The following is a 12031-nucleotide window of genomic DNA, read 5'->3' as shown; positions in this document are numbered from 1 at the left end:
CTCGTGGACTCCTTCCGTTCCGCAGGGCTCCCGGCCCGGCTCGAGCTGAGCGGGCGCGTTCCCGGCAGCCCCGGCGTGCAGCTCACGATCTACCGGGTCGTGCAGGAATCCCTGACCAATGCCCTGCGCTACGCGTCGCAACCGAGCATCGTCTCGGTGCGGCTCTCCTCGTCGCCCGGTCGGGTCGAGGTCGTCATCGACGACGACGGCCACGCGCGGGCCCCCCAGCCGAGCGTGGGCGGCCGGCGCGGCATCATCGGCCTCGGCGAGCGGGTCGCGCTCTACGGCGGCACCCTCGAGGCCGGCCCGATCCGCGGCGGCGGCTGGCGGGTGCGCGCGACGATGAGTCTCGACGAGGGGCAGGCCTCCGCATGACCGGTCTCCACGACCCGGCTCCCCACGACCACACGCCGGCTCCGACCCGGATCATGCTCGTCGACGACCAGGCCCTGCTCCGGATGGGGTTCCGGATGGTGCTCGAGGCCGAGGATGACTTCACCGTCGTCGCCGAGGCCGGCGACGGCGCCGCGGCCGTGCGGCTCGCCGCGAGCATGCTGCCCGACGTCATCCTGATGGACGTGCGGATGCCCGGCGTCGACGGGATCGAGGCGACCCGGCTGATCACCGCGGCGCACCCCGGGATCCGGATCATCATCCTCACGACGTTCGACCTCGACGAGTACGCGTTCGGCGGTCTCAAGGCCGGCGCCCGCGGCTTCCTGCTCAAAGACGCCCAACCGAGCGAACTGACCGCCGCGATCCGGGCGGTCGCCTCGGGGGAGGCATCCGTGTCGCCCCGGGTCACGCGCCGGATGCTCGAGCTGTTCGGGTCCAGGCTCCCCGCCGAGGGGACGGGCGACTCCGAGACCGGCGAGGACCCCGAAGCGGATGCCGCGCGCATCGACGTGCTGACCGACCGGGAACGAGAGGTCTTCTTCGCCATCGCCGAGGGCCTCTCCAACACCGAGCTCGCCGAGCGGTTCTTCCTCTCCGAGTCCACGGTGAAGACCCACGTCGGCCGGATCCTGCAGAAACTCGGCCTCCGCGACCGGGTGCACATCGTCATCCTCGCCTACGAGCAGGGCCTGACCCGCCCCTGAACGCCGTAGGCTCGGGAGATGCGCACCTTCTACCCCGACCTGGAACCCTACGAAACCGGGATGCTCGAGGTCGGTGACGGCCAGTCCATCTACTGGGAGGCATCCGGCAACCCGGACGGCAAGCCGGCGGTCTACCTGCACGGCGGTCCCGGCGGCGGGTCGAGCTCCCAGCAGCGCCGCGTGTTCGACCCGGAGAAGTACCGCATCATCCTCTTCGACCAGCGCGGCTGCGGCAAGAGCACCCCGCACGCGAGCGCAGCGGATGCCGACCTCAGCACGAACACGACGTGGCACCTGGTCGCCGACATCGAACGACTGCGCGAGCACCTCGGCATCGACCGCTGGCAGGTCTGCGGTGGATCCTGGGGCAGTTCCCTCGGCCTCGCCTACGCCGAAACCCACCCGGAGCGGGTGACCGAGCTCATCCTGCGCGGCATCTTCACCCTGCGGCCCGTCGAGCTCGACTGGTTCTACGAGGGCGGTGCCGCGGCGATCTACCCCGACCTGTGGGAGGGTTTCCTCGCGCCGGTCCCCGTCGACGAGCGCGGCAAGCTCATCGAGGCCTACGGCCGCCTGCTGCACGACCCCGACCGCTACGTGCGGGAGCGCGCCGGCGTTGCCTGGTCGACGTGGGAATCGTCGACGATCACACTGCTGCAGCAGCCCGCGACGATCGCCCGGTTCACCGAGCCCGACTTCGCGGTCGCGTTCGCGCGCATCGAGAACCACTACTTCCGCAACCTCGGCTGGTTCGAGCCCGGGCAGCTGATCCGTGACGCCGGCCGGCTGAGCGAGATCCCCGGCGTCATCGTGCAGGGCCGCTACGACATGTGCACTCCGGCGTTCACCGCCTGGGAACTGCACAAGAACTGGCCGGAGGCCGACTTCCGCATGATTCCAGACGCCGGGCACTCCTTCGAGGAACCCGGCAACCTCGACGCGATCATCGAGGCGACCGACCGCTTCGCCGCCTGAACCGCGCGGGGCGGCTCACTCGAGCGTGAGCTGCCCGTCGTGCTGCCGGTAGCGCTCACCGGTGACGGGGCAAACCCATACGCCGTCGCCGACGTGCTCGAGGGTCGCGCCGCTACGGCCGACCCAGCCCACCCTCTCGGCGGGGACCCCGACCATGAGCGCGAAGTCGGGCACATTCGCGGTCACGATCGCGCCGGCGGCCACCATCGCCCAGCGCCCGATCGTCAGCGGGGCGAGGCACACAGCGTGTGCCCCGACAGAGGCCCCTGTCCGCACGGTGACGCCCAGCGTCGACCGCTCACTGACCGGCCTGGCCGAGCCGTCGGCATTGATCGCACGGGGGTGCGGGTCGTTCGTGAACACGGCCGCCGCCCCGACGAAGACCCCGTCCTCGAGCAGCGCGGGTTCGTAGACGACCGCGTATTCCTGCACGATGCAGTTGCGGCCCACCACAACGCCGGGTCCGACGTACGCGCCGCGGCCGAGAATGCTGCCCGGTCCGATCCGGGCGTACTCGCGCACCCGCACCAGGTCGGCGATGAGTGCGCCCGCGCCGATGACCGCGCTCGGGTCGACTTCAGCGGGATCGGTGACGTTCATCGCGGGCCCGTCGTCACTGCGGTGGCGCCCGGAGCGGTGGCGCCCGGTGTGCCGCGACGCGAATCGCGTGCGCTGGTCGTGCCGCGCGGGCGCATGGCCGCGTGTGAGGCGGTGGATCGGGGTCGACGGGGTAGTCGATGCGATGAGGTCGTATTCACGGCAGTCCCTGTGCTCGGGTGTACAGGAGGAAGCGGACGGTACGAGGAACGGATGCGTCGTGGCCGCCGTTCCCGGCGGTCACGAACGGAACGTACCCCGCAACTGCCGCGACACGCTAGTACCCCTCGGGGGGGGACATCCGTTAATTTGCGAGCTTCACCGAGTAAAGGGGGACGAGGTTGACCGTGACCTTCCTCGTGTCCACGCCCGCGGCATCCAGCAGCGCCTTGAGGGTCGCCGTGTCGGGCACCGGGAGCGGGCCTTCGAGGCGGATGTAGACGTCGGCGTCCCGTGTGCTCACGGTGTCGACCTCCCAGCCGACCGACTGCGCCCAGGTCTCCGCGACCCGATGGACGCCCTGCTCGACGATGGCGCGCGCACTGATGCCGATGCTGGTGATCGCGAGCGGCACGCCGATCACGAGGAACATGACGGTGAGCAGGGCGATGGTGCGGCCCATTCCCCGGTGCGGTTCACCCGCCAGGGGGTCGCGCGCGAGCCGGGTCACCCCGTAGACCGACATCACGACAACGCCCGTCCCGATGATGGCCACGACATTGGTCACGAAGAGCAGCAGGGCGCCGAGCGACTGGGCGACGGAGCCGGACTCGAGGGCGAGGCCCGCAACGGTGAGCGGCGGGACGAGCGAGATCGCGATCGCAACGCCGGGCAGGGTGTCCGAGATGTCCTTGCGCACGAGTGCGACCGACCCGACAAGGCCGGTGCCGAGCGCCGCGAGCAGGTCGATGAGGCCGGGCGTGACCCGGGCGGAGACCTGTGCGTTCGTCTCCGCGAGCACGTCGTTGACGACGAGGAAGCCGACCAGGTACCCGATCGCGACCGCCGTCGCGGCGCCTGTGACGACCAGGAGCAGCGATCGGAGCAGGTTCGCCCGGTCTCCGATCACCGTCGCGAGCATGGTGCCCATGATCGGCGTCATCAGTGGGGCGACGATCATCGCCCCGATCACGGTCGCCGTGGAGTCGCCGACGATCCCGGCCGAGGCAATGACCGCGGACAGAACGAGCAGCATCCAGAAGCGGCTGTAGCGGCTGCGCACGTCCGGGCCGTCGAAGAACACCGACGCGCGCATGTTCGCGACGGTGTTGAAGCGGGCCTCATCCAGCACGGTGCCGCCCTCCCGCTGTCGCGAGGCCTGGCATGCGGGACGTCGGTGGGGGCATGCAGTGATCCTAGGGAGAATCCCGGGTCAGCGGCAGGGGCACTTCGCTCGATGGTGTCGCCTGGGCGCATCACCGTACGGTTGTAGTCATGACTTCTCTTCCGACCCTTCCCCTGCCCGGCCGGCCCGGCGAGGACACCCCGGACGGCCGGGGCAGAACCGGCCTGGATCGGGTCGGAGCCGACCTGCACGGGAACCCTGACGTCACCGTGGACCGCGTGGAGGTGACCTCCGACGGCTGGCACGTTCTGCGCCGCACCACCTTCCGGTACCGCGGACGCAACGGGAAGCAGACCAGCCAGCAGCGCGAAACCTACGATCGCGGCAACGGTGCCACGATCCTGCTCTACGACCCGGATCGCAGGACGGTCCTGCTGACGCGCCAGTTCCGGTATCCCGCCTACGTCAACGATCACCCCGACGGCATGCTCATCGAAACCGCGGCCGGCCTTCTCGACGAGGACTCGCCCGAGGTCGCGATCCGGAGGGAGACGAGCGAGGAGCTCGGCGTGACGGTCGGGGAGCTGCGGCACGTGTTCGATCTCTACATGAGCCCGGGTTCGGTCACCGAGCGCGTGCACTTCTACGTCGCCGCCTACGGCCCTTCCGACCGGGTGTCGGCAGGAGGCGGCCTCCCCGAGGAGGGCGAGGAGATCGAAGTCCTCGAGATCCCCTCCGGTGAAGCCCTGGCCATGGTCGCCGACGGCCGCATCGTCGACGGCAAGACCGTGCTCCTCCTGCAGTGGGCCGCCCTGGCCGGCCTTCTCTGACTCGCTCGGCGACTCTGGGCGGATGCCGGTTGCAGCAGGGGCGCATGCCGCCGAGCGTCGTCCGTTCATCATCCGCGGGCGTTTGTTCCAGCAGTCCGTCGTCCGCGTTCTGGAGTCAGGTTCGAACGCTATCCAACGGTCACGCCCCTGGGATTTCGGCAAACTCCTTCTTCGCTGAGGTGTACCAATCCATCGACTGCTTCGGATGCCTCCAACGAGCTTTCATCTCATTGTGGGCTTGCTCATGAGTGGCGTCTCCGGCTTTGACCGCGTCCTTGAGATGGCGGTTCTGGGCCTTGATGACGTCATCGGCGGTCTCGCCGTGCAGCGGTTGATCGCACGGTCCACCCAGCTGGCGGCAGGTCATGGTCTTCATCGATTCGGGTCCTCACTGTAAAGGCGGTCCCCGTTTGAGGCCCGCTATCTATATGACGATCGATCGGCTCCAAGTGTGACCGCTGCCGTGGTGGACGGTCGCAGGTCAATCTCGGCTCGCTCCCGCTTCACGCCGGATGATGTGTTCCAGGACCTCCGGGTCTGCGCGGAAGTCGATTCGAGACACGACGCCGTCGAGGACCGTGAAGTCAAACGCAACACGGGGGGAACCGCGATGAAACCATGCGGCCCCGGCGCGCCCGTCAACAAAGACGGGGAGAGCGGCCTTGGCTGCGCCGTTGAACATCGTTGCCACCGCTGTCCGCCCTTCGATCCGCGACGGGGTCCCCGCCGCTATGGCCGCGTCATCGCCGACGACCACTACGTTCGGTGCCAGCAGCTTGAGGAGTTGCTCGAAATCGCCTTGCCGCGAGGCGGCGAGGAATGCGTCCACGACTTTCCAGTCGGCGCGGCCGTGCTCCTGGCCCTGCGGGCGGATCTTGCTTCGCGCCCTCGAAGCGAGCTTGCGTGCAGCGGCTGGAGTGCTCCCGAGGATTGCGGCGATCGTGGGAAAGTCAATGCTGAAGCTGTCGTGAAGGACGAACGCGACACGCTCCGTAGGCGTGAGGCGGTCCAACACCACCTGGAGGGCGATCCCGACCGTGTCGGCGAGGGCGAGCTCATCCGCTGGATCGGCGGTTCGCGACGGGGACTCGAGGTCGTCAACGAGAATGGGTTTCTCGACGCGCAGTCTGTCCAGGCACAGCCGTGTCGTGACCGTGGTCAGCCAGGCCGGCAGATTGTCGATCACGGCCTCTGTGGCGTGAAGCCGCAGCCAGGCCTGCTGGACGATGTCTTCGGCTTCCGCGCCATCGCGCAGGATGCGTCCGGCAATACGCAACAGCCGGGGACGCTCTCGCTCGAAAACTGCTGTCTCGTCCATGATCATCACGCTTTCAGTGGAGGTCTCATGTTATGGCTGACCTGTGGGCGTCGGGCCGTGAAACGGAAAGATCACTGGGTGAGAGTCTCGGTTATCGCCTTGATCTGCGCCAGTACCGCCTGCGCGTTGGCGCGCTCGAGGGTCTCCGGCCGGGCAAGGCAATCGATGTGCCGTCCGAGTCCGGGGTAGGCCAGCGGACGAAGGACCAACCCCGGGTGGTCGCGCAGGTCGGTTGTGTAACGAGGCATCAGGGCGACGCATCCGCTCGCGTCGACGATGGACGCGGCTACCGAGAATTCGTTGATCCGGTGCAGGATCCGCGCCTCGTTCCCTCCGATTCCCGCGATCAGGGCGAGAGCCTGCGTGAGCGGAAAGCCTTCGTGCACCGCGACCCATTCCTCGTCGCGAAGATCCGCCGGCTCGATTGCGGCTTTCGCTGCGAGTCGGTGATCGTGTCGGACCGCGATATCCAGGGGCTCGTACAGGAGGGGTTCCACCCGAACCGACCCCGGCCATGCGGGGCTGCCGACCAGCCGATGGGCGAGCACAAGATCATGATCGATGGTGAGAAGGGGGAAGTCCTCCTGGGCCACATCAAAATCGCTCAGCCGAACGCCGGGCAGGTCGGGCCTCCGGCAGGCCGCGATCAACGATCCGAAGACGGCCAGGCCCACGCTATGGAAGGCGGTCACGGAAACGGTGCCCAGGTGATCGCCCTGGAAACGCGCCACCGCCTGCGCGGCGCGTTCGAGTGCCACCTCGACGTCGATCGCCGCCAGCGCGAGGGCGCGCCCGGCATCCGTGAGTGCCGTCCTTCTGCCGTCCCTGAAGGTCAAGGGAGCGGGCGACTGACGTTGCAGGGCACTGATCTGCTGGGACACCGACGACGGCGTGACGTGCATCGCCGCCGCGACGGCAGCAATGCTGCCCCGGTCACCCAGCTCTCGCAACGCGCGAAGCTGACCGAGTTCCATAAGTTGAAACTAATGCATTTGACACTAAAGTGCTTTCTTGTATTACGTGAAGTCAGGCCGGACGATGGAGGAATGCCCGCCCTCCTCAGTCGATTCCGCGTCGACCTGCTCCTGCTCCTGGTGGCCGCCGCGTGGGGATCCACGTACCTCGTCGCCAAAGAACTGGTCACGCCCCAATCCGTCGTCGCCCTGCTCGCAACACGGATGCTGCTCGCTGCGGTCATCATGGCGGCCCTCGTCGCCGCACGGCGGCACCGGATCACGCAAGCGGAATTGCGATCCGGGATACTGCTCGGGATTGTGCTGGCTGCCGTGTTCGCCTTCGAAACCTTCGGGATCGCCCACACATCGGCCACGAATGCCGGAGTCATCATCAGCCTGACGATCGTATTCACGCCGATTCTGGATTCCGCCGTCTCGGGTCGCCGGCTGCCCGGCAGGTTCTTCCTGGCCGCGCTGATCGCCATCGGTGGAGTCGCCCTGCTCGCCAGCGGCGGTGTCTTCCAGGCGCCGAGCCTCGGCGACCTGCTCATGCTCGCCGCGGCCATCATCCGTGCCATCCACGTCACGTCGATGTCCAGGCTCACGGGCAACACTCCGATGAACTCGCTCCACCTCACCACGGTGCAACTCTCGACCTGCGCGATGATCTTCTCGGCGGCGTCACTGTTCTACGGCGACTCGATCCCGCACTTTCTGGCTCGTCTCGACCCCGGACGTACGGTCCTGTTCCTCTACCTCGTCGTCGCGTGCACCGTCTTCGCGTTCCTGATCCAAACCTGGGCCGTCCGACGCACCTCGCCCTCCAGAGTGAGCCTCCTCCTCGGAACTGAGCCGGTCTGGGCTGCACTTGTCGGAATCGCCGTCGCCCATGACCCGGTGGCCGTCGCCGGATACGTCGGTATCGCCCTCATCCTCGCCGGAACCGCCTGGGGCCGGTCCGTCGAGCAACGGCACCGCCTGGCGTCATCGTTCTCGCGTCAACGGATCAGCCCTTCGCGCGTGAATCCAGGTCGAGCGCATAGGTTTGCGCAGGCCTCTTCAGAAGTGAGTGTTGGAACGGCTCTCCCAACGGCCGCCATCCCTCATGCCGATAGAGATCGACAGCAGGGTGGTTGTCCGTGAGGACGTGCAGGACAGCGTGCTTGTGACCGTGGTGCTTGAGTTCCTCGGCAACACTGACCAGAAGCGCTCTCCCGAGCCCACGTCCCTGCGCGTCTGGTGCAACGGCGAGCAGGCTCACCACCGCAGCGTCGGGTGGATCGGTCGGTAGCCCTCTCTTCGGCGTTGTTGCGAGAACGAAGCCCCGGATTCCGGCACCGGTTTCCTCAGCCACGATCCAACTCTCGGCGTGGTCGAACTTCGGTCGAGCCCGTTCGGCCACTCCTGCGACGGCCGCCCCATCGCGCGTGGCGCAGGCCCGGACCCACAGCGCGACGCACTCCGCGGTGTCAGCAGCACTACCGGTGCGGAACGCGGGGGACTGGCGGGCGCTCGCCCCTCGAAGCCGGATACTCATGAATCGAGCCTAGCGACGGCCCGCCCTGCCATCCGGTGACGGGGCCTCTCGACGAGCCGATGTTGCGGCAGATCCACCGAGCGCTCGCGTCGGCCTTCCCGCCGGCCTGAGCGCTTGAACTGTTATTGAGTACCGCTGGGCCCGGGTGAGTCAGTCAGGCATCGGTCGAAGGCTTTCCAAAGACCCGGCCGATAGTGGCTGCTTGTGCTCGTTCACTGCTGGTGCGCATGCCAGAACCGACCACACGACTTCGCCTCGGTTGCGGATTGTGAGGTCAACGAGTGGCCCCGAGAGAGGCCATAGGGTCCATTCCATCTCGGCGTCCGTGCCCGTGCCGCCCGATGTCTTACGCATGATAGACAGCTTGGCTCCGCCTGTATTGGTGGCCTGGACCGACCAGTCTGACATTCGCAGACTTGCCGCCTGATCTTCGAACCGTCCGTCACGCAGTGCTGCCTCGAAGAATTCCTTGGCGCGATTGAATTCATCGTCCTCGACGAGCCAGACCTCGACGAATAGTTGCCCGTCGAGAGTCGAGACGATGACCCTATCCGTTGCGCACATATCCGTAGTGTCGCACTCTCGGGCGCCGATCGGGCCTTGCAGGTGGGCAGAATAGTCTCAAGCCAAAGGCCCGGCCGAATGCTCTGTGGAACCGGAGGAGTGACCGGGGCGATCTGATGCGCGGAGTGTGTCCGTCCGCCGCCCATCGAGGCTCAAGTACACGGGGGAGTGCATCGTATGAGCGTTCGGAGAGCCGAGTGGGGGAATGTGATTCTCGCACTGGCAATGCTCGCCGTCATTGGCGCCGGAATCCAACGCTGGTCCGTGCATGACGCGACAGGCGACTGGGACTTCTGGCCCCACGCCGTCCCCTCGAAGGTCTCATTCGCCGGACGCCACTTCGACTGCATGCCTGAGCAGACGTTGTGGGGCGAAACGGTCGACGGGCTCAGCTTGCGTGGGCTCACCGCCGGCGGCGGTGAGATCTACTCTTCGAGCGCCGAGGCGACAACGACCATCCGGGTAAAGACAAGCGACGGCGTCTACACCTGCAGCCTCATGGGTGGACTCTGAGTCTTTGCGACACTCGGGTGCCGCTAGGCTCAACTCGTTCAGCCCGGGGAAAGAGGCGCCATGTTGAGGATGAGTCGTTCGCGACGCACTCAAATGAGCCGGAATTGACGCGGCGACGACAGCGACCGAGCTTCTGGTTGGGAGTCTGCGGCGTGAGTGCGTGCGCCGTGTTGTTGGTGTACCGCGTCATTCGTGCTTCCAACGGCGGCCTTGGTGGAATGAGTGTTCTTGCGGTAGGCACCCCTCTTCTGTTTGTTTTCGGAGTGTTCGCCGTCTTCGGCTTCCAGAACGCACGCCGTTTGGCGCGAGCAGAACAGACCTTCCCTTCCGCCGTCGTCGTTCCGATGGTCGTTGCACCGCTTCTCGCCGAACGCCTTAATGTGCTTACGACTGCTTTAGAGCTGGCACGCTCTCGAGTGAAGCCGACTACATACGCGACGCTGGTCGCGGATGGGCAAGACGTGCACGTCCTGGCGGGCCGGGTTTCTGGGGCTCCTGCCGCAGTCTTCCCCTCGGATCGGGTGAGGAGTGTCGTCCTTGGATCGGCACTTGTTGGAATGCGGACGATGACTTCGATCACCATCGAGGTCGCCACCATCGAAGGGTCCGTGTCGCTCCCGGTGATACCGATGCGCCGTCGAGGCAACTGGTTGCGCGCCGTGCCTGATGCGGAAATCGCGAGGATTGCCGAAGATCTGCGGCGGATCATAGGCTGTCCAGCCAAGTCCGGGTGCGGGGAAGGGTAGAGGATACGGTCACGCAAGCCGGGGTCGCAACGGCAGCCACGGCTCTGGTCGTTGGGGCCATGGAGATCGTGGGTCGTAGTGTCCAGGCTGCGCAGTGGGGCGGCACTGAAGTGAGCTCGATCGCCCTCATCCATGCCTCGGTCGCGTCGGCCCGCGAAGCCAATTGGGGACCGTTTCACCGGCCTTCGATGACCACGCGACTATTTGAAGTGTGGGCAGAATCTGGCCAAAGGCCGAATTCGAGTCCGGAGAAAAGACATCCGTTAACGAGAAAAACCCCGGATAACCGGGGATTTCAGCGGGTGGCCCCGACGGGCGTCGATCCCGTGACCTCTCGATTTTCAGTCGAACGCTCTACCAGCTGAGCTACAGGGCCAGAAAGTAACTCGAGAAGTCGCTTTCCAAGGAAAAAACCCTCTCTCGCGAAAGGGCGTTTTACCTTTGCGACCCTGACCGGACTTGAACCGGCGACCTCCGCCGTGACAGGGCGGCGCGCTAACCAACTGCGCTACAGGGCCTCACAATGAGAACCAAACGTACGTTTTCATTTATTCGGTGTTACTTGTACTGATTTACTACCTGCTTATTGTTGCACATTCAGTTAGGCAGGTTGCGTAGCCCCAACGGGATTCGAACCCGTGTTAACGCCGTGAAAGGGCGCCGTCCTAGGCCTCTAAACGATGGGGCCGAGACGCCATAAACATCATGGCTACCGACGAGTAAGCATACGGTCTCTTGGGTGAAAACCCCAAATCGGCACGTGGACCGATGCCCGTGGCGTGTCGCCCGCGCCCCGGCGCGCCCGCGAATGGCGGCCGATCCGCCCGGTTGGGGGTTAGATTCGGGTCCGATAGCGGGCGATACTGGCGCGAACTTGTTACTGTGAAAAGAGTGGCATCGTGACCAGTGTGTTCACGCGGTGCCCAATCAGGGAGTTCTATGCGCAAGGCAGTGACGAGTGACCGCGGGGCCAGCGAACAGTCGGGTCCACTCCGGCCGGCCGGCGGACGCCGCGTTCACAGTCATCGGGGCCTGTTCAGAGGCACCGCCGCAACGGCCCTCGCCACGGCCCTCGCCCTCATCGTGACGCTCGTGATTCCCGCCGGCGGCGCCCAGGCTGTCGACTACCCGAGCTGGCAGGACGTGCAGAACGCGAAGTCGAACACGGCCGCCGCGTCCGCCAAGGTCACCGAAATCCAGAATCTGATCTCGAATCTTCAGACCCAGGTCGCCCAGACCCAGGCCGAGTCCGAGAAGCGCGGCGCCGAACTCCAGGTCGCCCAGCAGAACTACGACGACGCCACCCGGCGCGCATCCGACCTCCAGGCGCAGGCCGATACGAGCAAGGCGACAGCGGACGCCGCGACGAAGCAGGCCGGTCAGCTCGCGGCCCAGCTCTACCGCACGGGAGGCACCGACCTCACCGTCAACCTCTTCCTCGACGGTGATGCGCCCGCTGGCCGGAACGGCCCAGCCCTGGGAGCTGATGTACCCGCCGCCGAGGCCGGCTCCGGCGCTGCCGGTTGCCCCGCCGCTCGAGTTGCCGCGGTTGGCTGCGGCGGCCGCGGCAGCAGCAGCCGCCGCCCGGGCGGCTTCGATCGCCGCGAGAC

13 protein-coding genes, 3 tRNA genes and 2 pseudogenes are annotated in these 12031 nt (G+C 66.6%); 8 read left to right on the top strand and 10 right to left on the bottom strand.

Going from position 1 to position 12031, the window contains the following annotated elements:
- From QN345_RS09775 to pip, 3 genes are all read left to right on the top strand, one after another.
- Positions 1-375, top strand: a 375-nt coding sequence (locus QN345_RS09775; protein WP_323508608.1) for a sensor histidine kinase, incomplete at its 5' end; no start/stop codon positions are given.
- Positions 372-1100 carry a response regulator transcription factor gene (locus tag QN345_RS09770; RefSeq protein ID WP_322189194.1) on the top strand — a complete coding sequence of 243 codons (729 nt, stop codon included), beginning with the start codon at positions 372-374 and terminating at the stop codon, positions 1098-1100. The genes QN345_RS09775 and QN345_RS09770, both read left to right, overlap by 4 nt.
- Positions 1101-1118: 18 nt before the next feature.
- Positions 1119-2075: a prolyl aminopeptidase gene (gene pip, locus QN345_RS09765; RefSeq protein WP_322189196.1), complete on the top strand. Its 957-nt coding sequence runs from the start codon at positions 1119-1121 to the stop codon at positions 2073-2075.
- A gap of 15 nt (positions 2076-2090) precedes the next feature.
- On the opposite strand, the gene QN345_RS09760 is transcribed toward pip, so the two are convergent.
- Together QN345_RS09760 and QN345_RS09755 are read right to left on the bottom strand one after the other, a co-directional pair.
- Positions 2091-2675, bottom strand: coding sequence for an acyltransferase (locus QN345_RS09760; RefSeq protein ID WP_134559218.1), 585 nt, complete (start codon positions 2673-2675; stop codon positions 2091-2093).
- Between the two features lie 301 nt (positions 2676-2976).
- Positions 2977-3963, bottom strand: coding sequence for a DUF389 domain-containing protein (locus QN345_RS09755; protein ID WP_322189199.1), 987 nt, complete (start codon positions 3961-3963; stop codon positions 2977-2979).
- 143 nt (positions 3964-4106) lie between these two features.
- Between QN345_RS09755 and QN345_RS09750 the strand changes: the two genes are divergently transcribed.
- Positions 4107-4787: an NUDIX domain-containing protein gene (locus QN345_RS09750; protein WP_134446277.1), complete on the top strand. Its 681-nt coding sequence runs from the start codon at positions 4107-4109 to the stop codon at positions 4785-4787.
- A gap of 139 nt (positions 4788-4926) precedes the next feature.
- On the opposite strand, the gene QN345_RS09745 is transcribed toward QN345_RS09750, so the two are convergent.
- From QN345_RS09745 to QN345_RS09735, 3 genes are all read right to left on the bottom strand, one after another.
- On the bottom strand, positions 4927-5163 hold the full coding sequence (locus tag QN345_RS09745) for a hypothetical protein (RefSeq protein ID WP_134559224.1): 237 nt from the start codon (positions 5161-5163) through the stop codon (positions 4927-4929).
- Positions 5164-5268: 105 nt separating this feature from the next.
- The gene (locus QN345_RS09740; RefSeq protein ID WP_241984974.1) at positions 5269-6111 is read right to left on the bottom strand and encodes a sigma-70 family RNA polymerase sigma factor; all 843 of its coding nucleotides are present in this window, start codon (positions 6109-6111) and stop codon (positions 5269-5271) included.
- 65 nt (positions 6112-6176) lie between these two features.
- Positions 6177-7079 carry a LysR family transcriptional regulator gene (locus QN345_RS09735; RefSeq protein ID WP_134446279.1) on the bottom strand — a complete coding sequence of 301 codons (903 nt, stop codon included), beginning with the start codon at positions 7077-7079 and terminating at the stop codon, positions 6177-6179.
- Positions 7080-7091: 12 nt separating this feature from the next.
- Here QN345_RS09735 and QN345_RS09730 point away from each other — a divergent pair.
- A pseudogene (locus QN345_RS09730) lies at positions 7092-7997 on the top strand (DMT family transporter); the annotation flags it as partial.
- Between the two features lie 70 nt (positions 7998-8067).
- Here the strand turns inward: QN345_RS09730 and QN345_RS20575 are convergent.
- Positions 8068-8598 (bottom strand): GNAT family N-acetyltransferase, encoded by a 531-nt coding sequence (locus QN345_RS20575; RefSeq protein WP_134446281.1) that lies wholly within the window; start codon positions 8596-8598, stop codon positions 8068-8070.
- A 150-nt stretch (positions 8599-8748) separates the two neighbouring features.
- Positions 8749-9162, bottom strand: a complete 414-nt coding sequence (locus QN345_RS09720; RefSeq protein WP_134559230.1) for a hypothetical protein — start codon at positions 9160-9162, stop codon at positions 8749-8751.
- Positions 9163-9369: 207 nt separating this feature from the next.
- Between QN345_RS09720 and QN345_RS09715 the strand changes: the two genes are divergently transcribed.
- Complete coding sequence (locus tag QN345_RS09715) at positions 9370-9675, top strand: hypothetical protein (protein WP_134559232.1); 306 nt, start codon at positions 9370-9372, stop codon at positions 9673-9675.
- Positions 9676-9827: 152 nt separating this feature from the next.
- On the top strand, positions 9828-10421 hold the full coding sequence (locus QN345_RS09710) for a hypothetical protein (protein ID WP_323508607.1): 594 nt from the start codon (positions 9828-9830) through the stop codon (positions 10419-10421).
- 303 nt (positions 10422-10724) lie between these two features.
- On the opposite strand, the gene QN345_RS09705 is transcribed toward QN345_RS09710, so the two are convergent.
- From QN345_RS09705 to QN345_RS09695, 3 genes are all read right to left on the bottom strand, one after another.
- Positions 10725-10797 (bottom strand) — tRNA-Phe (locus QN345_RS09705).
- Positions 10798-10865: 68 nt separating this feature from the next.
- Positions 10866-10939, bottom strand: a tRNA-Asp gene (locus QN345_RS09700).
- 97 nt (positions 10940-11036) lie between these two features.
- A tRNA-Glu gene (locus tag QN345_RS09695) sits at positions 11037-11109 on the bottom strand.
- Positions 11110-11360: 251 nt separating this feature from the next.
- On the opposite strand from QN345_RS09695, the pseudogene QN345_RS09690 reads away from it, so the two are divergent.
- A pseudogene (locus QN345_RS09690) lies at positions 11361-12031 on the top strand (hypothetical protein); the annotation flags it as partial.

Origin of the sequence: Cryobacterium sp. 10I1 (assembly GCF_035019805.1) — a bacterium.
In the GTDB taxonomy this organism is placed as follows: Bacteria; Actinomycetota; Actinomycetes; order Actinomycetales; family Microbacteriaceae; genus Cryobacterium; species Cryobacterium glucosi.
Note: the sequence above shows the minus strand (reverse complement) of the source record. Positions and strands in the feature narration are given on the sequence as shown.

Bases quoted from the DNA above. Each gene is read 5' to 3' on its own strand.
- QN345_RS09770 (WP_322189194.1), top strand. From the start codon at position 372: ATGACCGGTCTCCACGACCCGGCTCCCCACGACCACACGCCGGCTCCG.
- pip (WP_322189196.1), top strand. From the start codon at position 1,119: ATGCGCACCTTCTACCCCGACCTGGAACCCTACGAAACCGGGATGCTC.
- QN345_RS09760 (WP_134559218.1), bottom strand. From the start codon at position 2,675: ATGAACGTCACCGATCCCGCTGAAGTCGACCCGAGCGCGGTCATCGGC.
- QN345_RS09750 (WP_134446277.1), top strand. From the start codon at position 4,107: ATGACTTCTCTTCCGACCCTTCCCCTGCCCGGCCGGCCCGGCGAGGAC.
- QN345_RS09745 (WP_134559224.1), bottom strand. From the start codon at position 5,163: ATGAAGACCATGACCTGCCGCCAGCTGGGTGGACCGTGCGATCAACCG.
- QN345_RS09740 (WP_241984974.1), bottom strand. From the start codon at position 6,111: ATGATCATGGACGAGACAGCAGTTTTCGAGCGAGAGCGTCCCCGGCTG.
- QN345_RS09735 (WP_134446279.1), bottom strand. From the start codon at position 7,079: ATGGAACTCGGTCAGCTTCGCGCGTTGCGAGAGCTGGGTGACCGGGGC.
- QN345_RS20575 (WP_134446281.1), bottom strand. From the start codon at position 8,598: ATGAGTATCCGGCTTCGAGGGGCGAGCGCCCGCCAGTCCCCCGCGTTC.
- QN345_RS09720 (WP_134559230.1), bottom strand. From the start codon at position 9,162: ATGTGCGCAACGGATAGGGTCATCGTCTCGACTCTCGACGGGCAACTA.